The organism is Mycobacterium paraintracellulare (genome assembly GCF_000276825.1).
GTDB lineage: Bacteria > Actinomycetota > Actinomycetes > Mycobacteriales > Mycobacteriaceae > Mycobacterium > Mycobacterium intracellulare.
In genome coordinates this window covers 1,934,401-1,954,832 of record NC_016948.1, presented here as the reverse complement: position 1 = coordinate 1,954,832, position 20,432 = coordinate 1,934,401, and the positions used below count along the sequence as shown (strand labels likewise).

General features: G+C 68.4%; 14 protein-coding genes. 4 read left to right on the top strand and 10 right to left on the bottom strand.

Features of this window, described 5'->3' with window-relative positions; genetic code table 11:
- Position 1 precedes the first annotated feature (1 nt).
- Genes mbtD through OCQ_RS09165 form a run of 4 tightly spaced genes read right to left on the bottom strand, consistent with a single transcriptional unit; the run spans position 2 to position 8,656 of the window.
- On the bottom strand, positions 2-3,049 hold the full coding sequence (gene mbtD / locus OCQ_RS09180) for a mycobactin polyketide synthase MbtD (RefSeq protein ID WP_014382295.1): 3,048 nt from the start codon (positions 3,047-3,049) through the stop codon (positions 2-4).
- Positions 3,049-4,368 (bottom strand): beta-ketoacyl [acyl carrier protein] synthase domain-containing protein, encoded by a 1,320-nt coding sequence (locus tag OCQ_RS09175; RefSeq protein WP_014384381.1) that lies wholly within the window; start codon positions 4,366-4,368, stop codon positions 3,049-3,051. Before OCQ_RS09175 ends, mbtD begins: the two co-directional genes overlap by 1 nt.
- 5 nt (positions 4,369-4,373) lie before the next feature.
- The gene (locus OCQ_RS09170) at positions 4,374-5,144 is read right to left on the bottom strand and encodes a thioesterase II family protein (RefSeq protein WP_008255555.1); all 771 of its coding nucleotides are present in this window, start codon (positions 5,142-5,144) and stop codon (positions 4,374-4,376) included.
- 8 nt (positions 5,145-5,152) lie between these two features.
- Entirely contained in the window at positions 5,153-8,656 is a 3,504-nt protein-coding gene (locus tag OCQ_RS09165) for a non-ribosomal peptide synthetase (protein ID WP_014384380.1), read from the bottom strand.
- A 95-nt stretch (positions 8,657-8,751) separates the two neighbouring features.
- Here OCQ_RS09165 and OCQ_RS09160 point away from each other — a divergent pair, with 95 nt between their 5' ends.
- Entirely contained in the window at positions 8,752-10,389 is a 1,638-nt protein-coding gene (locus OCQ_RS09160; RefSeq protein ID WP_014384379.1) for a (2,3-dihydroxybenzoyl)adenylate synthase, read from the top strand.
- A 139-nt stretch (positions 10,390-10,528) separates the two neighbouring features.
- Here the strand turns inward: OCQ_RS09160 and OCQ_RS09155 are convergent, their stop codons facing one another.
- Both OCQ_RS09155 and OCQ_RS09150 read right to left on the bottom strand, forming a co-directional pair.
- Positions 10,529-11,596, bottom strand: coding sequence for a 3-deoxy-7-phosphoheptulonate synthase (locus OCQ_RS09155; protein ID WP_009955698.1), 1,068 nt, complete (start codon positions 11,594-11,596; stop codon positions 10,529-10,531).
- Positions 11,597-11,902: 306 nt separating this feature from the next.
- Positions 11,903-12,763, bottom strand: coding sequence for a LysR family transcriptional regulator (locus OCQ_RS09150; protein ID WP_014384377.1), 861 nt, complete (start codon positions 12,761-12,763; stop codon positions 11,903-11,905).
- 106 nt (positions 12,764-12,869) lie between these two features.
- Here OCQ_RS09150 and OCQ_RS09145 point away from each other — a divergent pair, with 106 nt between their 5' ends.
- Both OCQ_RS09145 and OCQ_RS09140 read left to right on the top strand, forming a co-directional pair.
- Complete coding sequence (locus OCQ_RS09145; RefSeq protein WP_009976223.1) at positions 12,870-13,580, top strand: SDR family oxidoreductase; 711 nt, start codon at positions 12,870-12,872, stop codon at positions 13,578-13,580.
- Between the two features lie 42 nt (positions 13,581-13,622).
- A complete protein-coding gene (locus OCQ_RS09140) occupies positions 13,623-13,988 on the top strand; it encodes a cupin domain-containing protein (protein ID WP_014379789.1) in 366 nt (121 codons plus the stop codon).
- On the opposite strand, the gene OCQ_RS09135 is transcribed toward OCQ_RS09140, so the two are convergent.
- The 3 genes from OCQ_RS09135 to OCQ_RS09125 form a co-directional block, all read right to left on the bottom strand.
- The gene (locus tag OCQ_RS09135) at positions 13,985-14,602 is read right to left on the bottom strand and encodes a TetR/AcrR family transcriptional regulator (protein WP_009955693.1); all 618 of its coding nucleotides are present in this window, start codon (positions 14,600-14,602) and stop codon (positions 13,985-13,987) included. The two genes, OCQ_RS09140 and OCQ_RS09135, sit on opposite strands and share 4 nt — an antisense overlap.
- Positions 14,603-14,697: 95 nt before the next feature.
- The gene (locus tag OCQ_RS09130) at positions 14,698-15,381 is read right to left on the bottom strand and encodes a maleylpyruvate isomerase N-terminal domain-containing protein (protein ID WP_041784914.1); all 684 of its coding nucleotides are present in this window, start codon (positions 15,379-15,381) and stop codon (positions 14,698-14,700) included.
- A 195-nt stretch (positions 15,382-15,576) separates the two neighbouring features.
- Positions 15,577-16,368, bottom strand: coding sequence for a hypothetical protein (locus tag OCQ_RS09125; RefSeq protein ID WP_041784912.1), 792 nt, complete (start codon positions 16,366-16,368; stop codon positions 15,577-15,579).
- A gap of 109 nt (positions 16,369-16,477) precedes the next feature.
- Between OCQ_RS09125 and OCQ_RS09120 the strand changes: the two genes are divergently transcribed.
- Positions 16,478-18,109: a diflavin oxidoreductase gene (locus OCQ_RS09120; protein WP_014384374.1), complete on the top strand. Its 1,632-nt coding sequence runs from the start codon at positions 16,478-16,480 to the stop codon at positions 18,107-18,109.
- A 10-nt stretch (positions 18,110-18,119) separates the two neighbouring features.
- On the opposite strand, the gene OCQ_RS09115 is transcribed toward OCQ_RS09120, so the two are convergent.
- Positions 18,120-19,778 carry an NAD-dependent malic enzyme gene (locus OCQ_RS09115; RefSeq protein WP_041784909.1) on the bottom strand — a complete coding sequence of 553 codons (1,659 nt, stop codon included), beginning with the start codon at positions 19,776-19,778 and terminating at the stop codon, positions 18,120-18,122.
- Positions 19,779-20,432: the final 654 nt, after the last annotated feature.

Genomic DNA, 20,432 nt, shown 5'->3' with positions numbered 1-20,432 from the left:
GCTAGGAGTCCAACCTTTCGAGCATCGCGAGCGTTGAGTGGTGCGCACCGTTGGCGGCGCCGGTGCGCTCGATGGGCGGCGGCGTGGGGCCACCGGGTGAGTCGGCGCGCAGCGCGTCGATCAGCTCGTTGACGGTGATGCCGCCGAGCATGCGCGCCACCGGAACCGAGTTCCCGACCGTCCGCCGCAGCCGCTTACGCAAATCGAGGGCGAGCAACGAGTCCACCCCAAGGTCGATCAGGGAGGTGCCCGGGTCGATCGACAGCGAATCACCCAGATGCAGCGTCGCGGCCAATTCGGCCCGTACCACCTCGGCGAGCGGCTTCGCGACGGCGACGTCTTCTTTTGCGCCGCCGTCACCGCTGTGCGAAGCACTGAACGGCATTGGCATTCCCTGGCTTTCGAAGAACACCTGCAGCCGGTCGAAGTCGGCGTCGAAAATCAGCGGGTCGCCGTCGTAGCGGTGCAGGCTGGCCTCGATCGCCGCCTCCGGCTCCATCGCCACCAGGCCCGAGCGTTCGGTGCGGGTGATCTCGTTGCCGACCACCACACCGGCGCCCTGCCACAGCCCCCACCGGATTGCCGTGCAGTCGCGGCCGTCGGCCCGCAGCTGGGCGGCCAGCACATCGAGCATCCGGTTGGACGCCGCGTAGGCCGCGTGGCCGTAGCCGCCCCAGGTCCCGAACACCGACGAGCAGGCGAGGATTCGGCAGTCCGGCCGCAGCGGCCAAACCTCGGCCATCAGCGCCAAACCGCGGACCTTGGCGTCGCACACGGCCGCGACATCGACACCGGTGAGGTCGGCGCGCGAGCGTGCCTGCGCGATGCCCGCGGTGTGGATCAGCAGCGACGCCCCCGAACCCGCGTGCGTCGCGGCCACGGAGGCCAGCGCGGCGCGGTCGGTGATATCGCATTGCGGGGCACGCACTTCGGCGCCGTGGCCGTCGGCGAGCTCGCGCAGCGCGGCCGGGTCCACGCCGGTGCGGCTCAACAGGGTGACGGTCCGCGCCCCGCGTTCGAGGCAGTACCGCGCGTACTGCAGGCCGATCGCCCCGCTGCCGCCGGTGATCACCACGTCGTCCAGGGCGGCGGCGTCGAGGGCCCGGCTGGTCGCCGATTCGCGGCATTCGCGGAATGTCCGTACGTGGCTTCGAACATGGCTCAGCGGCGGCTCGCCGCCCCGCAACGCCACCTCGGCCGCCTCGCCCGAGAGCGCGTCGGCGACGGCCCGCGCGGTCGCGGCGTCCACATCTGCCCGCTCGAGGTCGAGATGTCCGAAGGCCTGGTCGGGGAATTCGAACCCGACGCTGCGATGCATCGCCGCCAGGGCCGCCTGCGCCGGCGAGAGGTTGGTGTCGTCTCGATCGACCTGTTCGGCGCCGACGGTCAGTAGCCAGACGGCCCGGCATCGCGGCCCGATGAGCGCGGGGTAGTCGGGTAGGCCGGCATCGGGACGGGCGGCGATCTGCTCGATGGCGGCCGTGGCGTCGTGCTCGTCGAGACGCGGCGCCACGATTGCCAGGACCTCCGCCTCGTTCGGTGCCACCACGCGGCAGTCGCCTTGCGCCGCAACGGCATCGGCGAGCGAACGGGCGAGAGCGTCCGTACCGAAGAAGCCGATGTCGGGACGTGTCGCAACGGTGTGCGAGGTGGCGTGCTGCCAGTCCTCGACGGCCACGGTCGGCGCGGACGGTGAGGCCGCTTCGGTCACTCGTTCCGGCGCCGCCCAGAGGTGCACCGCGCGCATCGGCGCGTTCGGGAAGCCCCGCAGCGGAGGCTGATCAGCGTTCGGGACGGCATCGGCCCACCGGCAGCCGGGGTCGGCGGTCGCGACCGTGGCGATACTCGCCGAGAGCGACTCGGTGACCGGCCGCTCGCGGTGGCCCGAGCCGACGACAACCGACTCGTCGCCGACGATGTCGCCCAGCGGATAGAGCAGTGAGGGGTGCGCCGAGAGCTCCACGAACGTGTCGGCCCCGCAGGCGCGGGCGTACTGCACGGCAAGATCGAAGCGCACGGTGCCGCAGAGGTTTTCATACCAATAGTCCGAGAAATCGGTCCCTTCGCCCAACTCGGCACCGCGGGTGGAACCGACGAAGCGCACCGGCCCGTCCCGGAACGCCGACCGCGGCGTCAGCTCGGCCAGGCTGGCACGCAATGGCCGCAGCGCACTGGTGTGGCCCGGATAGTCGACGGACAGTTGATGGGTGAACACGTCGCGCCGTTGCGCCAGGCGCACCGCGGCGGCCACCGCGTCGTGATCGCCGGCGACCACGGTCGACGACGGGCCGTTGACCGCCGAGACCTCCACCCAGCCGGGCGCCTCGGCCAGCAGCGACTCGGCGACGTCGAGGCCGGCGCCCAGCACAGCCATCGCGTAGCGGCCCGTCAGCCGGCCGACCACGGTGGCGCGGGCGACCACGAGGGCGACGGCGTCGGGCAGCGAGATCGCCTCCGCCACATAGGCCGCCGCCACCTCGCCGAGGCTGTGGCCGATGGCGATATCGGGCAGCACACCGCAGCATCGCCATGCCTCGGCCAGGCTGACCGCGTGGGTGAACTGCGCTCCCTGAATTTCGGGACGTGACCAGCTACGCTCTTCCTCCCCCACCAGATATGGCAGCGGAGAGGCGAATCCGGCGACGACGAACTCTTCGGCGCACCGGTCGGCCGCCTCCCGGTAGGCGGGCAGCTCCCGGTAGGCGCCGGCGCCCATCGCCTGCCATTGATTTCCCTGGCCGGGGAACACGAACGCGATGCGCGGCGGCGTGGTCTTCGCGGAGTGCGTGACCAGCTCGTGTTCCTCGCCCCGCGCGATCGCCGCCAGCCCGGCGGCCAGCTCGGCGGCGTCGGCCGCGCGCAGCACGGCGCGGTGCCGGCGGGGGCGCCGCAGCCGCAGCAGGGTGGATGCGATCGCGGCGGTCGCGTTCGGCGAGTCGATGCGGCCCAGGTAATCGAGGATCGCCGCGGCGTCCCGGCGGATCAGCTCCGGGTCGTGGGAACTGAGCAGCACCGGGATGCGCCCGTCCGGCAGATGATGGGTGAGCATCAGGCGACCTCGGGAACGGAGACGATCAGATGCGCGTTGGTGCCGGCGATCCCGAATGCGGACGCCGCGGCGATGCGCTGCCCGTCGGTCGCGGGCCACGGTGTCAGGGTCTGCGCCAGCCGCAAACCCTGTTTGTCCCAGTCGATTTCGGGGCTTGCGTTGTCGGCGTGCAGCGTGGGCGGGACGGCCCCGTGTTCGGCGGAGACGAGCACCTTGGCCAGTCCCAGCGCGCCGGCGGCGGCCAACGAGTGGCCCACGTTGGACTTCACCGACCCCAGCAGCGCCCCGGCGCCGGCCTCGGTGTCGCCGTAGGTTTGTGCCAGCGAGCGCAATTCGGTGCGGTCGCCGAGCCGGGTGCCGGTGCCGTGCCCCTCGATCATGCCCACCTCGGCGGGCTTGATCCCGGCCTGGGTGATGGCCCGTTGGAAGAGGCGGACCTGGGCGTCGCCACTGGGGGCGCTGAGCCCGGCGCTGCGCCCGTCCTGGTTGATGGCGGTGGCGCGCACCTCGGCCAGGATCCGGCGGCCGGCGCGCACCGCGGCCGATTTGCGTTGCAGCACGAACATCGCCGCCCCCTCGGCCCACACGGTTCCGCTGGCCTGCGCGCTGTAAGGGCGGCAGTAGCCGTCATCGGAGAGGGCGTGTTGTTTGGAAAACTCGACGAAGAACCCCGGTGAGCCGAGCACATTGACCCCGCCCGCGATGGCCATGTCGCAGTCGTCGTTCTGCAGGGAACGCACCGCGACGTGGAAGGCCACCAGCGCGGACGCGCACGAGGAATCCAGGGTCAGTGCCGGGCCGGCCAATCCCAGCGTGTAGGCGATGCGGCCCGAGATGACGCTGAGGGCGGTCCCGGCGAGCAGATGGCCGCTGTGTTCGGAGAACCTGGCCATCTCGGGCCCGTAGCCCGTGGCGGAGGCGCCCACGAAGCACCCCACGTCGTGGCCGGCAAGGTCGTCGGGATTGATGCCGCTGTTTTCCAGGGCGCGCCAGGCCACGCGGAGCGACACCCGCTGCTGCGGGTCCATCACCACGGCCTCGCGGGGCGAGATGCCGAAGAATTCCGGGTCGAATGTGGTTGCCCCGCTGAGGAATCCACCGCGATCGTGAATCGCCTTGAAACCGCTCCGGCGCGAGCCGGCGAGCAGTTCGCGCACGGCCCACCCGCGGTCGGTGGGAAAGGGTCCCAGTGCCTCCCGGCCGTGCACCAGCAGATCCCAGTACCCTTCGGCGTTTTCGATGCCGCCGGGCGCCTCGACACCCATTCCCACGATCACCACGGGGTCGACGCTCTCGGCGTCATACGCATCGTTCGACATCGGTATCACCCGGCATTCACCTGCGCGGCGACCGCGTCGACATGGTCGTAGACGTAGAAGTGCCCGCCCTCATACAGCGACACGGCGAAGGATCCCGCGGTGTGTTTTTCCCACTGGCGCAGCACACCGGTCCCGATGCGGTGGTCGTCATGTCCACCCAACACGTGGATGTCGGCGCCGATGCGGACGTCGGGGCTCGGGTCGTAGCGGTTGAAGGCCTCGTAGTCGGCGCGCACCGCGGTGGTCAGTAGTTCCGAGAACTCTTCGTCGGCAAGCAGTTCCGGGTCGGTGCCGCCCAAATCGGCGATGTCCGCCAGCAGCCCGTCGTCGCTGGTCGGCAGTTCGGGCATGTCGGCGACGACGCACGGCGGCGGACCCGCCGATACCCAGAGTTTGCGGACGGCCGCACCGTGCGTCTCGGCGACGCGGGCGAATTCGAAGGCGACGACGGCACCCATGCTGTGGCCGAACAACGTCAGCGGTGCGACGCTGGGCCATGGTGCGGCCTGGAAGAGGCCGGCGGCCAGGTCGTGCACGCTTTCGTGTGCGGGCTCGCTGAGGCGGTCGGCCCGCTGTGGATACTGCACGACGTAGGTGTCGCCACCGGCGGCCAGCGCCGCCGCCAGCACCCGATAGCTCGCGGCGGCCGCACCGGCATGCGGAAATACCACCGTGGCGCCCGCACGGCGGTCCGCCGACCCGTCGTTGCGGCCCCGGGTCAGCTTGATCCAGGACGGGAACGTGGAAGACACGGTGATCAGATTATTCAATGTCATTGCACCGTTTACGATTTCGCGGGTTGCTGAGAGGCCGCCAGAACCGATTCGGCGTCCATGCCGATAACCTCCAGATATAGCTCGGCGACCTGGTCAAGCCGGCCGGGGTCGCGCTCACCGGCCCCGAGGACCGCGGCCAGCGCCGACACGGTTCGGTTGGCGAAGATGTCGGCGACCATGATGTCCGGCGCGTCCAGCCAGGCCCGAATTCGCGCCACCGCCTGTGTGGCCAGCACCGAGTCACCGCCGAGGGCGAAGAAGTCGTCGTCGATACCGATGTTCTGGCGGCCGAGCAGGTCGCCCACGATCATGGCGAGCGCGGATTGAAGTGGCGTCGACGGCGCGCGGTGGCCCGGCCGCTGCGATTGCGAAACGGCGCTTTCCAATTCGCGCGCCACGGCGCGCCGGTCGAGCTTTCCGGCATCGGTGAAACCGATCCGCTCCACGACCGTGATGTGGCGCGGAATCATGTGCGCGGGAACGAGGTCGGCGAGAGCCTGCCGGATTCCCTCGGCGGTCACGGAGGCATCGTCCGCGCACACCTGCGCGGCCAGCACATCGGATTCGCCGGACACGGCGATCAACGCGGCCACCGCCGTGCGCACCCCCGGCACGCGCCGCAACGCGGTCTCGACCTCGCCGAGCTCGACGCGGTACCCGCTGATCTTGACGCGGTGGTCGGCTCGGCCGACGAATTCGAGGGTGCCGTCGGGCCAGTAGCGGACCAGATCGCCGGTGCGATACCAGATTCGGCCGTCGTGTTCGACGAAGCGTTCGGCGGTGAGATCGGGGCGTCCGCGGTAGCCGCGCGCGATGCCGCGGCCGGACACCCAGTACTCGCCGGGCACCCAGTCGGGACAGTCGGCGCCGGTGTCGTCGACGACGCGGCAGGCGTTGTTGGGCAGCGGGACGCCGAACGGCAGCGCCGTCCAGTCGTCGGGTATCGGCTCGGTCACCTCGAAAATGCTGTTGTGCACCGGGGTTTCGGTAGCTCCCCCGAGGCCGGCGAACCGGAGGTTGGGGGCTTCGGCCCGCAGCCGGCGCACCACCTCGGGGCGCACCCAGTCGCCTCCGGTGGGCACCACCCGCACCGAGGACAGCCGCCCGCGGCCGACCTCGACCAGCATCTCGAGCCAGCCGGGCATGAAATGCAGCACGGTGACCTGGTGGGCGTCGATGAGCCGGGCCCAGGCGTCGGGATCACGTCGCTGGGCTTCGTCGACCACGACGATGGAGCCGCCGGTGCGCAGGGTGACGAACACGTCCATGACCGAGATGTCGCCCTCGAGGGTCGATAGGGCCAGGCATCGATCCGCGGGGCCGATGTCGAAGTGGCGGCCGATGAATTCCACGGTGTTCATCGCCGCGTCGTGGGTGACCTCGACGCCTTTGGGTTCGCCGGTGGAGCCGGAGGTGAACAACACGTAGGCGAGCGCGGCGGGATCGACTCTCGCTGAAGTGATCTCGGTGCTCGCGGGCGCGCCGCCGAGGATGTCGGCGAGCACCACCTCGGGCACCGGCATGGACAGGCGTTGTCCTCCGCACACCACGGCCAGGCTCACCCCGCCGGACTCGAGGATGCACTCGGCGCGGTCGCGTGGCTGGTCGACGCCGATCGGCAGATAGACGGCACCGACGGACAGGATGCCCAGCAGCGCGGGAATCTGCTCGGCGGTTTTGGGGCCCATCACCGCGATGGTGTCCCCGGCGGTGACGCCGGCCGCACGCAGCGCGGCCGCCACGGCCAGCGCCTGGTCGCGTAGCTGCGCGTAGCTGAGGTCACCGGAACTGGCGAAGACCGCCGGCGCATCGGGTCGCTGCTCGGCTTGCCGAAAGAACCCGTCGTGCAAGGCTTCTCCGCTCGGTTCGGCGGTGCGGCCGTTGGCCGCCTCGCGCACCGCGCGCTGAGCCTCGGGCAGTGCCGGGGGGCCCGGCGCCTCCCAGGCTTCGTCGGCGGAGGCCAGCCGGAGCAGCTCGTCGATGTGATGCGCGAACATCGCGTCGATGACGCCGGCAGGGAAGACGCCTTCGCGCACATCCCAATTCACCAGGACGCCGCCGTCGAATTCGGTGACTTGCGCGTCCAGCAGCACCTGCGGCCCCTGGGAGATGATCCATCCCGGTGTGCCGAATTGGCCGGTCACGTCGGAGCTGAACAGCTCGCCGAGTCCGAGCGCGCTGGTGAAGACGACGGGCGCGAGCACCTGGGTGCCGCGATGACGGCTGAGGTCACGAAGGACCGCCAAACCGGGATAGGCCGAATGGGCGGCGGCGGTGCGCATCGCGTCCTGCACCACCTGGGCCCGTGCCGCCGCGGTGTTCGCGCGGGTGAGGTCGACGTCGAGCAGCAGCGAGGAGGTGAAGTCACCGACCAGGGAGTCGACGTCCGGGTGCAGCGCCTGGCGCCCGAACAGCGGGACGTTCAGCAGGAAGCGCGAGGTGGTCGACCAGCGCGCCAGCGTGTTGGCGAACCCCGCGGCCAGCGCCATCGCCGGGGTGAACCCGCGGGCCTGGGCGCGGGCGAAGAGCGCATCGCGGGTGTGCGGGTCCAGCCAGTGCCAGCGCCGGGTGCTTTGGTTCTCGGCGCGGCCCCCGGTGGTCGGCAGGGCGGGCGGGTCTGGCAGCTCGGGAAGGCGCCGCGCCCACCAGGCGCGGTCCGCGTCGCGGGCCGGTTGCGGCCGCGCGTCCTCGGCCTCGATGGCGTGGCGGTACTGCCGGTAGGTGTAGCCCAGTTCGGGTAGGTCGCGGCCGAGGTAGAGCGCCGCCAGGTCGGCCATCAGGGTGCGGTAGCTCATCGCGTCGGCGGCCTGCATGTCCAGGTCGACGTGCAGCCGCGACCGTTCGGCCGGCAGCAGCGTCACCGCGAGCTCGAACACCGCGCCGTCGAGCTGCTGGTGTGATTTGGCGGCGCGGATGGCGGCGAGCCGCCGGTCGGCCTCGCCGGTGCTCCGCTCGCGCAGGTCCTCGACGTGGACCGGGAAGGGGCCGAACTCGTCGGCCGGGGCGATGCGCTGGGTGCCGTCGGGCAGGAACCGCACCCGCAGCATCGGATGGCGCCGTGCCAGCGCGGTGGCCGCGGCGCGCAGGCGTTCCGGATCGATTCCTCCGCCGTCGAATTCGACGTAGAGGTGTCCCGCGACGCCGCCGAGCTGCTGGTTTTCCTGGCGGCCGACCCACATCGCGTGCTGCATCGGGGCCAGCGAAAAGGGCTCGTCCTCCCCGGACCGCGCAGCGTCCGCGGGTGCATCGGCGGGCTCGGCCGGCCGATCAGCGCTCGGCTTGCCGGCGTTGACCAATTCCGCCCAGGCCTCGACCGTCGGCGTTTCGGCGAGCGTGGCGAAGTCGACGGCGATGCCCTGGCGGCGCCAGCGCCCGGCCAGGGTCATGATCCGGATCGAGTCCAGGCCCTGACCGATGAGGTTGCTACCCGGCTGAACTGCATCGGCGTCGACGCCGAGGAGTTCGGCCACCTCCGCCCGGATGTCCTCCGAGCGTGCCGGGGCGTGCACCACAGACCCTCCCTGAATTAGCACAGGCTGCCCTAATTTTTTGGTTACCCTATCCTTACTCCGTGCATCCCCGCTACTAAGCCCCCGTCTAAGGAGCCATGACCCCGAACACAACGCCGCCGGCCGGAGTCCTCGACGGGTTCGTGCCCTTCCCCGCTGATCGCGCCGCCGCCTATCGGGCGGCCGGCTATTGGGCTGGACGGACGCTGGACACGATCCTGACCGACGCGGCTCGGCAGTGGCCCGATCGAACCGCGGTGCGCGACGCCGTGGGCGGTACCGGCTTCAGTTATGCGGACCTCGACGACCAGGCTAACCGCGCGGCCGGCGGCCTGCGGGCACTGGGTATCGCGCCGGGCGACCGGGTGCTGCTGCAGTTGCCGAACAGCTGCCAGTTCGCGGTGGCCTTGTTCGGGTTGCTGCGGGCGGGGGCGGTCCCGGTGATGTGCCTGCCGGGACACCGGGCCGCCGAGCTCGGGCATTTCGCCGCGGTCAGCGCGGCCACCGGTCTGTTGATCGCCGATACCGCGGCGGGTTTCGACTATCGCACGATGGCGCTCGGCCTCATCGAGGAACACCCAACGCTGCGGCACGTCATCGTCGACGGCGATCCGGGGCCGTTCACCTCGTGGGCGCAGTTGTGCGAGCAGGCGCCCGGCCCGCCGTCCTCGGCCGACCCGGGATCGCCTGCGCTGCTTCTGGTTTCCGGCGGGACCACGGGCACACCCAAGCTCATCCCCCGCACCCACGACGATTACGTGTTCAACGCGACGGCCAGCGCCGAACTCTGCCGGCTCACCTGCGATGACGTCTATCTGGCGGTGCTGTCGGCCGGTCACAATTTTCCCCTCGCCTGTCCCGGCCTGCTCGGCGCGATGACGGTGGGCGCCACCACCGTCTTCGGCACCGATCCCAGCCCCGAGGCGGCCTTCGCCGCCATCGACCGCCACGGCGTCACGGTCACCGCCCTGGTGCCGGCCCTGGCCAAACTGTGGGCGCAGGCCTGCGAGTGGGAACCGGTGACTCCAAAAACCTTGCGGCTCTTACAAGTCGGTGGCGCCAAGCTGGAGCCCGAGGACGCCCGCCTGGTGCGCACCGCCTTGACGCCGGGCCTGCAGCAGGTGTTCGGGATGGCCGAGGGGCTGCTGAACTACACGCGCCCCGACGATCCGCCCGAACTCACCGAGCACACGCAGGGCCGGCCGTTGTCCGCCGCCGACGAACTGCGCGTCGTCAATGCGGCCGGTGAGCCCATGCCCCCCGGCGAGGAAGGCGAATTGCTGGTCCGCGGACCCTACACGTTCAACGGCTACTTTCGCGCCGAGCGCGACAACGAGCGCTGCTTTGACGCGCAAGGTTTCTTCCGCAGCGGTGACCTGGTCCGGATCACCGACGACGGCTACGTCGTGGTCACCGGCCGCGTCAAAGACGTCATCTGCCGCGGCGGCGAAACCATCTCCGCGGCGGACCTCGAGGAGCAGATGCACAGCCACCCGGCGATCTTCTCGGCGGCCGCGGTGGCGCTCCCCGACCCTTATCTGGGCGAGAAGATCTGTGCGGCAATCGTTTTCAACGGCCCTGAGCTATCGCTCGCGGAGCTTAACGGCTACCTCGACGGGCGTGGCGTGGCCGCGCACGCGCGTCCCGACGTCTTGGTTCCGATGACCACGCTGCCCACCACGCCGATCGGCAAGATCGACAAAAAGGCGATCGCCGGCCAGATTTCGGCGCGCTAGCACCACGCCGTGCGTATGGTAGCCGCGATCACTAGTTGGTTTGCAAGGGCGCTGGGTTCACCGAGTGTATGGACGAAAAATGAACCAAATCCGTGCCTAGGCCCCACACTCGGCGCGGCCCTGTCCGCCTCAGGGCCACCTACCCGCGATCACCCATCGCCGCGTAAAGCTTCGCCAGCAATTCCGCCGTGGTCGCGAAGTCCATGCAGGCGTCGGTGACGGATTGGCCGTATGTCAGTTCGCCGCTGAGCGATTGGGCGCCGGCCACCAAAAAGCTCTCCAGCATCAGGCCGGCGATGCCGCGCTCGCCCGCCGCGATGCGCGCGCTCACCTCGGCGGCGACCTCCGCCTGTCGCACGTGGTCTTTGGCGGAGTTGGCGTGTGAGCAGTCGATCATGACCAGCTCGGACAGCCCGACCTTGCGCAGCCGTTCGATGGCCGTGACCACCGAGGCCGCATCGTAATTCGGGCCGGCGGTACCGCCCCGCAGGATCACGTGGCAGTCGGGATTGCCCATGGTCTCGACGACGGCCGCGCGGCCCACGTCGTCGGTCCCGAAGAAATGGTGGGGCGCCGCCGCAGCTTTGACGCCGTCGATGGCGACTTGGATGTTGCCATCGGTGCCGTTCTTGAATCCGATCGGCATCGACAGCCCCGATGCCAACTGGCGGTGCACCTGCGACTCGGTGGTCCGCGCGCCGATGGCGCCCCAGGCGACGGCGTCGGCGATGTACTGCGGGCTGGTGGGCTCCAAGAATTCGCAGCCCACCGGGAGGCCGACGTCGATGATGTCGAGCAGCAACCCTCGTGCGGTGCGGATCCCACGTTCCACGTCGAAGCTGCCGTCCATGGCGGGGTCGTTGATGAGCCCCTTCCACCCGACGGTGGTGCGCGGCTTTTCGAAGTAGACCCGCATCACGATCTTCAGCCGTTCGGCGTACCGGGTCGCAAGCGGGGCGAGCCTGTGTGCGTAGTCGAGCGCGGCGGCCGGATCGTGCACCGAGCACGGGCCGACCACGAGTAGCAGGCGGTCGTCGTGGCCGGCCAGGATCGCCGACACCTCGTCGCGGTCGCGCTGGACGGCCTCGGCGCGCGCGGGTGTCAGTGGCAGTTCGGTGCGAATCGCGGCCGGAGCCGAGAGTTCTCGGAACGAGACGATCCGATGGTCGGACGTGTCGACAGCTGTGGTGACGTCGGTGAGGGACATGGTGGGTGTGTCTTTCTGTGTTGGCTGCCAGGGCACGCCGCTGGTTCCCGATGCCCTGAAAAGCGAAAAGCAGCGACCGTGTGGTCACTGCTGGGCTCCGGGTCTCAGTCGTGCGGGTGCGTCAACCAGACGCCTCATCGCCGGCTCCGCCCGGAGCCTCGATAAAGCGCCAATACGCGCGCACGCCGATGTTCACGACGGCGAACATACCACGTGGGGCTCGACCACTTGACAGCCCGTTACGGCATCCGAGGGCAACAGACAGGCGTGAAGCCATGTGCGACCGCAAAGCCGTTGTCACCGAGCCTAATCCAGATCGAGTGCGGCGATCTGGTCGAGAAAAGCCCGTGCGGGCGCCGACGCACTCGCGGACACCGCGATGCCCAGACGCCGTTCGGTCAGGGGCAACAGCGGCCGCACTACGACACCGGGCAGCTCGGGGAGGCCGGCGCTGGGCAGGATGCTCACGCCCAACCCGGCTCGCACGATTTCGAGCGTCGCCCCGATCTCGCGGGCTTCGAAGGCCAGGTCGAATTCGATGCCCTGCCGCCGCGCAATCGGCATGAACACATCGGCGCAGCCGCCGGTGCCGCGAACAAAAGGCTCCTTGGCCAGGTCGGCGTAGGTGACGATGTCCTTGGCCGCCAGCCGGCTGTCGGCCGGCACCACCGCGACCATTTCTTGCACGCCGAGTACCGCCGCGTCGAGGCCCTTGCTCGGCAAGCTGACCACACCGGCTTCGGCTGCGCCTTGGTCGAGCCAGTCCAAGATTTCTTCCTTGCTCCCCTCCAGCAGCCGAATGGTGACGGCCGGATGCCGCCGGGCGAAGGTCCTTAGTTGCGGCGCGATGAGCGTGGCGGTCGCTGTCGGCAGACTGGCCAGACTCAGCGTCCCGGTGATGTCGCCCGCCAATCCGGCGACTTCGGTGCGCATCAACGTCAACTGCCGCACCGCTTCCCGCGCATGTGTCAGCGCAACGGCTCCGGCTTCGGTCAACGCGAGGCCATCCCGGCGGCGCATGAACAGCGGCAACCCCAGTTCTTTTTCGAGGGTGGCGATCGTGCGGCTGACGGCCGGCTGCGAGAGCCCCAGCCGTCGGCTCGCCGCCGTGAAGCCGCCCTGGTCGACCACCGCAATAAACGTCTTGAGCTGCGACAACGTCGTCATCCGTCCTCCATAAGGCCAAAGTCATCAGCCATATCAACAACGTTATGTCTGATTGGCTTTCCAAAATGTTTAAGTAATCATCGGAATACGTGCCAAGGAGGACACCATGACCGCAAAGCGAGTGCTGATCACCGGGGCGTCGAAGGGAATCGGCCGGGCCGTCGCCGACCGTCTCGCGGTGTCGGGCGACATGCCGGTTGGCCTCGCGCGCGCCAGGCCGGACGACTTCCCGGGTGAGTTCTACGCGGTGGACCTCACCGACCGCGCCGCCACCGACGCGGTACTCGAGCGAGCCCTGCGGGATGGGCGCGTCGACGCCGTGGTCAACAACGTCGGCGTCGCGCGGTTCGGCCGGATCGGTTCGATCGAGTTGGATGACCTGTTCACCACCTACGACCTGAACGTGCGCACCGCGGTGCAGGTCGTGCAAGCGGTGCTGCCCGGGATGCTGTCGGCCGGGTGGGGCCGCATCGTCAATGTCACGAGCATGACGACACTGGGCACCGCGGAGCGCACGCCCTACGCCGCCACCAAAGGGGCGCTGGAAGCGTGCACGCGGATCTGGGCGGGAGAGCTCGCGCAGTCCGGCATCACGGTCAACGCGGTGGCGCCCGGGCCGATCGAAACCGAGATGTACCGCGAGCTCAGTCCGGCCGGATCCGAGCGCGAAGCGCGTCTCCTGCAAACCATTCCGCTGCGCCGGCTTGGCGCACCGCGCGAGATCGCGCACGCCATCTGCGCATTGCTGGACGAGGACGCCGGCTATATCACCGGTCAGATCATTCGCGCCGATGGCGGCGGCAGCATTGCCGCGTGACGATGCCGGGGCACCAAGGCTTTCGCTGCGAAGGAGAATCCCATGAGCCACAACGTGTTACAGAATGTCATCGCACCCGAGGAGATCGTCTGGCACGAGACCGGTCTGGGACCGAGTTTCTGGGTCAGTGACGAGCTGGCCGGCGATAACTACTCCACACGTTTCAGTGCGCAGTTGACGAAGTTCGGCCCCGGCGGGGGATCCTCGCCGCATCATCACGATTACAACCATGCTTTCTGTTTCCTGCGCGGGGCCGGCCTCGTTCAGCTGGGCGAGCATTGCTGGGAGACCAAGGCGGGCACCTTCGTCAAGGTGCCCGCCTACGTCGTGCACAGTCTGAAAAACGTCGGTTCTGACGAACTCGTTTTCCTGGTCATCTACGACCCGCCGCACGTGGCGACAGATTAGCCAATCGCGTTGGTGCGCAACGCGCTAAGGAGTCTGTCCATCACCACGCCGGCGTCCGCCCGCGCCTGGTGGTAATCGTCCGCACGCGCGATGTAGAGCGTCGCTTCGCGCAGCGCCCCCATGATCGTCAGGGCCGTCGCCTCGATCGGCTGGCGCGGGATGCTGCCCGACTCAATGGCCTCGGTCAGCAGCGCCGTGACGAATCCGATGTTGTACCGGTGCCCGATGGCGCTCCAGCGTTCCCATCCCAGCACCGCCAGCGCCTCGAGCAAAACGATGCGTTGAATCTCGGGATCGGCGCACGCGTCCAACCACAGGGCGGCGCACAGCCGCATGATCTCGACGGGATCGCCGTGCCCCGCCGCCGCGACGGCGTCTCCCATTCGGGCGGCCATCTCCCCCTCCACCTGCTCGAACACCGCCGCGAATAGCTCTGTCTTGTCGGCGAAATGGTGATACAGGGCGCCGCGGGTCACCCCCGCGTTGCGAACGATCGTTTCCAGGGATGCGTCGGCAAACCCCAACGACGCAAACAACGGCCGGGCGGCAGCGACCAGCGCTTCACGCGTGCCGGCCGCGCGCTCTGCCTGTGTGCGACGACCGCCCTTCGCCATCAATCCCCGCCTCTCACGTGTGCATTCTCATACATACCGCGCGGAGGTCGTGGGATGTCCCGCCCGACGGCGTAGCGTCGAGGTCCGCGGTGGACTCAAAACACCCTGAGCCGGCGAATCACGTTCAGAGTCGATGGATCCCCTTCGGCTTGAACGCCCAAGCTTTCCCAGGTACCGCGCTGGGTAACCCACCGCACGAAAGCTTGCGAATCAGACGTGATGTGCGAGGCGACATCGTCGTGGTCGCCGATGCGGAGGATCCGAGCGCACAGGCCGTCGAGGCGAAGCTCCACGCCTGTCTGTAACTCGTTGAGCAGACTCGTGTTCTGCTGCGGCAGGGCCGCTTCGATCCAATCGAGGGTGGGCGCGAGCCGTAGCTGGTCGACGGGCGGCGGTGCACCTTGCAGCGGCCCACCCGGAGAAAAAAGGTCGTACCGGATGTGGACGAAGGCTTCGAAGACGAAGGTTGTCGGCACGACCGACGCCGGATAGGTGCCGACATCGCCTATCGGAATGTCGACGTCCTGACCTTCGATGGCGGCGAGCACCTCTAGACCCCGCGCGCTCACCGATTCGTAATCGGCCACGACCTCTTGGGGGGTCATCGAGCGTCGCGACTCGACATAGATGTCCGCCGCGCGCTCGGCCGGCAAATCGCCGGGATCGGGCAGGGCCGATGGGTCGACCGCCAACCAGAAGCTGCACGCCATATGGGACACGAGATCCTGCACCGACCAACCCGAACACCCACTGTCCTTGGCCCACATCGAATCCGGCATCTGCGAGCAAAGCTCCAAAACGGTCCTACGTTCTTCCGCTATGGCCTCGAGCACGGCACTCATGATCCCACCTCCACATACATACAGTATGTATTAACATACACACGGTATGTATGTGGTTCAAGGGGAACATCGAAGTTGGTATCGACCGGCCAAAGACGTCGGCCTTCCCGCATTCGTAGGGGGCCGCCCGTGTCAGATTGAGCCGGCGTGTGCGGCGACCAAAGCCGCTGTCGCGCGGCGTGATCGGCGTACTGGCAGCCCGAATCCGACCATCGCATCGAGGATGGCCTGGCTTCGGCGGGTGATCACATGGTCGTCCACGGGCGCCGGGCGCGGGATCTGGGCGGCCACCCCGATGATCGCCGACCCCACGATGTGCCACATCGCCGTGACCGCGACGGCGCCGTTGCTGATTGCGTGCACGGAGTCGAACAGCCGCGACAGGCTCCGGTGGCAGCGATGCGCCACCCAAATCGCCAGTGCCGCTTCGTTCGGCAGCGTGAGCACGCCCTCTCGGCGCGGGCGCCGCCCGAAGGCATCGCCACTGCGCGCGGCCGCGCAGGGATCGTCGGGCAGCACGCGCAGCGTGGGGTCCACCACCGCGGCCCAATCGATTGCACCGTCGCGATCGCGGTGCAGCCAGAGATTCTCCAGGCCGACGTCCCAGGCTCTTCCTTCCAGCAGCACCAGCGGCAGCATCCGACCGATGATCTCGTGGATGAAGCTGGCCACCAGTTGCCGCGCGGCGGCGTGGGGACCGATGTTTTTCGCCGCATCGTCGAACATCGCCCGCAGCAACGCGTCGGTCCGCTGTGAATCGAGAGGCCACCAGCGCTGCCGCGAGACATCGTCGAGCACGGCGATGCCATACACCAAGGGACCCCCGGGAAAGAGTGCACGCAGGCGACGGCTGGACTCATGCACCGGAAGCTCCCGGCGGATGTCCATCCCCGATACCAGCGGATGGTGAATCGCGGTGCGCATGTGAGCAACCTCCATGTCAGTTAGGTTAGGCTACCCTATGCTAGGCCTGGGTCGGGCGGTGCTCCCGCCCGGTCGGCGACACAGGTCCGCGCACACAGAGGAAGCGACCATGACCGCCCAACCGAAGTTTTCACTGATCGTGGGCTACGGCACCGACATGGGTAACGCCGAAGACGCGGCCATGTCGTTCGCCGAGGCCGTCCAGGAAGCCATGGGCATCGAATCGGAAGCGGTGGAACTCAACCAGGTCGAAATCGCCGACCTGCAATCGGCGAGCCATTTCATCGTGGTCACCTCGACGTTCGGCGACGGCGAGTTCCCCGACAGCGCCGCGTTGTTCTGGGAGGCGATCAGCGCCGAAAGCGCCGACCGGCTCGACCATTTGAAGTTCGCCGTGCTGGCGCTCGGCGACAGCAGTTACGAACTGTTCTGCAATGCCGGCCGGCTCCTCGACGAGCGCCTGCAAGCGCTGGGAGCGGTCAGGCTGACCGCGCGTGTCGATGTGGACGGCGCCTACCAGCAACTCGCGACGGCGTGGACGGGCGACCTGGTCAAGCTGCTGGCCGCCGACCGCGCTCATGCGGGACCGCGTGTCGCGACGGTTGCCAAGGAGGCAACGGCCGCTCCTCCCCCGCCGAGCCGGGATCACCATCAACGTTTCGAGGCACCGATAGTCGTGAACCGGCTGCTCAGCGCGCCGGGTTCGGAGAAGGAGGTTCGTCACTACGAGTTGGACCTCACCGGCGCCGGAATCGCCTACAGCGCCGGCGATTCGATCGCGGTGCATGTCGCCAACGACCCCGACTTGGTCGACGCAGTGCTCGCCGAACTCGATGCGGGCCCCGACCATGCGGTGGCCGGCTACGACGAGCCGCTCGGCGTCCTGCTGACCCACCACCTGGATATTCGGGCTCCGTCGCGGGCGCTGCGGGCGCTGGTGGCATCCCGCGCCGGGGATGCCGACGCGGTCGCCGCCCTCGCCGGTGACGGAACCGCGAAGCCCGGCACGTGGTTGTACGGCAGGGACGTGCTCGACCTGATCAGGCTGGGCGAGCTGAGTGTGGACGAACTCGTGGACACCTTGCGTCCCTTGCAATTCCGTGACTATTCGATCGCGTCGAGCCCGGTGGTCCATCCCGATCGCGCGCATTTGACGGTGGCGACGGTGCGGTACACCGCCCGTGGGCGCCGGTATGGCGGGGTGGCCTCGACCTTCCTGGCCGACCGCAGCGAGACGGCACGCGTGCACCTGCGACCGAATCACACCTTCCGCCTGCCCGGCGCTGACGTCCCGATCATCATGGTCGGTCCGGGGACCGGCATTGCGCCGTTCCGCGGCTTTCTGCAGGAACGGCAGGCGGCCGGGGCGCCGGGTCGGGCGTGGCTGTTCTTCGGCGCGCGGAATCGGGCGCTGGACTTCCTCTACGCCGACGAGCTGCACGGCTTCCGGGAATCGGGCGTGCTCACGCGACTCGACCTGGCGTTCTCCCGCGACGGAAACAAGGATGCCACGAAACAGTATGTGCAGCATCGCATGTGGGAGAACGCCGCGGAAATCTTCGGCTGGCTCGAAGAGGGTGCGCACGTGTACGTGTGTGGCGACGCCGAGCGAATGGCCAAGGACGTCGACGAGGCGTTGCGAGCGCTGGTGGCCCACGCCGGCGCGATGGAGGCCGAGGCCGCCCACGCCTATGTCAACGAGCTGATCAAGAATCACCGGTACGTGCGCGACGTCTACTGACGGCCGGTGTTCACTGACTCACGGCGGTGGGATATTCCGGGCGCCAACGCACCTCGGCGATACGGTCGGCGAGCTCCGCGTCGCCGCGCGTCGGGGCGACGCCGTCCACCACGGCCTGCATGGCGACCGCGTGCGCGATGCGGACGGCGACATCGGGCACGTCCGACCACGCGGGCAGCAACGGCCGGTCGGGGTCCGCGAGGGCGGGCGACGCCTCGCCCAACGTCTCCGCGGCGACGCGCATCATCTCGTCGGTCACCCGGGTCGCCTGGGCAGCTGTGACGGCCAAACCCATCGCGGGGAAAATATAGACGTTATTGCATTGGGCGACAGGGCGTTCCACCCCGTCGCGGCGCAGCGGCGCGAACGGCGATCCGGTGGCGATCAGGGCACGCCCGTCGGTCCACCGATCCAACTCCGCCGGGTGCGCCTCGGCCCGGCTCGTCGGGTTGGACAGCGGGAAGATGATCGGTCGGTCAGTCTTGCCCGCGAGTTCCCGCACGATCGCTTCGGTGAACGCGCCCGCGGCGGTGGACAAGCCGAGCAGCACGCCGACGTCGACACGGTGGACGACATCGGCGAGCCGGGCGCGCCCGGACACGCCCCAGCCCGCCACCCGGGCGGCCGGCTGGGCAAACCCGCGCTGCGCGGCGGACAGATCGGTGCGGTCATCGGTGAGGAGCCCTTCCACGTCGACGACCCAGATGCGCTCCGAGGCAGCGCCTTCGGACAATCCCTCGTTCACCATTTGGCGGCGAATCATGTCGAGCACACCGATGCCGGCCGAGCCGGCGCCGAGCATGACAACCTGTTGCTGCGACAGGGGGCGTCCCGCGACCTTGGCGGCACCGTGCAGCGCCCCAACGGTGACGGCGGCGGTCCCCTGGATGTCGTCATTGAAGGTAAGGAGTTCGTCGCGGTAGCGAGCGAGGATCGGCTGCGCATGTGTGGACGCGAAGTCCTCCCACTGCAGCAGCACATGGGGTAGCTGCTTGCGTACCGCGGCGACGAACTTGTCGATGAACGCGTAGTAATCGTCGTCGTCGACGCGTCGGTGCCGCCATCCCAGGTACCGAGGGTCATCAAGCAGTTCGCTGTTGTCGGTTCCCACATCGAGCACGATCGGCAGTGTGCGAGCGGGGTCGATGCCGCCAATGAGGGTGTAGAGGGACAGCTTTCCGATCGGGATGCCTATGCCGCCGATGCCCTGATCGCCCAGGCCGAGGATCCGCTGCCCGTCGGTCACCACGATCACGTCGACCTCGCGCTGGGGCCGATTGTTGAGCACCTCGTCCAGGCACTCCCCCTCGGCGTAGGACACGAATAATCCCCGCGGCCGGCGGTAGATCTCGCTGAAACGCTGACAGGCCTCCCCCACCGTGGGCGTGTAGACGATCGGCAGAGCCTCGGGGATGTGGTCGAGCAAAACCCGGTAGAACAACGTCTCGTTGCGGTCCTGCAACGCCCGCAGGTAGATGTGTTTGTCGAGATCGTCGCGGCGCGTGGAGAATTCGTGCCAGCAGTGCTCGGCCTGTTGCTCGAGGGTCTTGACCGTCGTCGGCAGCAGACCCATCAGGCCCAATCGCCGTCGCTCGTCCTCGGTGAAGGCGGTGCCCTTGGTGGTCAGGGCATCGAACAACCTGGCCGGCCCCCGGAGCTCATCGGGCATCGTCAACGTCCCTTCTGTACGAATCTCGCGGGAGGGGAACGAGGGAGTGTCCGAACCATCATCGATGATCCCGGGCTGTTTGTCTGCGCGTAACCCGGCGCCAAAGCCGTCAAAGTGTCAGTGCGCTGCCAAAACGACCTGGGCCTGGGCTCGTCGAATGCCTTGAGGGGCATAGGGGAACGATGCGTTCTCAGATGTGAGGAAGCCCGCGACGCCCCCTATTGACCGGATTCCCAGTTGGCCGCAGTTTGCTGCCGGAGTCGGGAATCGGCCCGAATCCCATGCGAGGCTTCGCATCAACGGGAGCATGTGATGCAGCGCCGCGGAACTTATGCGGATCGTGTGATTGTTTGCCCGACTCACCGGTGCAAGAAAGGTTTTGCTGACACTATTCCAATACGGCCATACATCACGATATGGTAACCGAAGCGCCGTTTCGGCAGGCCCAGCATCGTCTCGGGTGGCCTCGCCGAGACAGCGCCGCTCTGTGGGTGGGAATCGACAGATTGGGTCATCGCGTCGAGAGAAATGCTTGTTCGGCCAACGGTTCTGTGTTAACCGCGCGATTTAATTCGGCTCCCTGTCGTTGACTACCTCACACGGGCACACCATGGGTTGTCAGAAGTTCCTGAGAGATTGCTCGGGCCCGAGAGG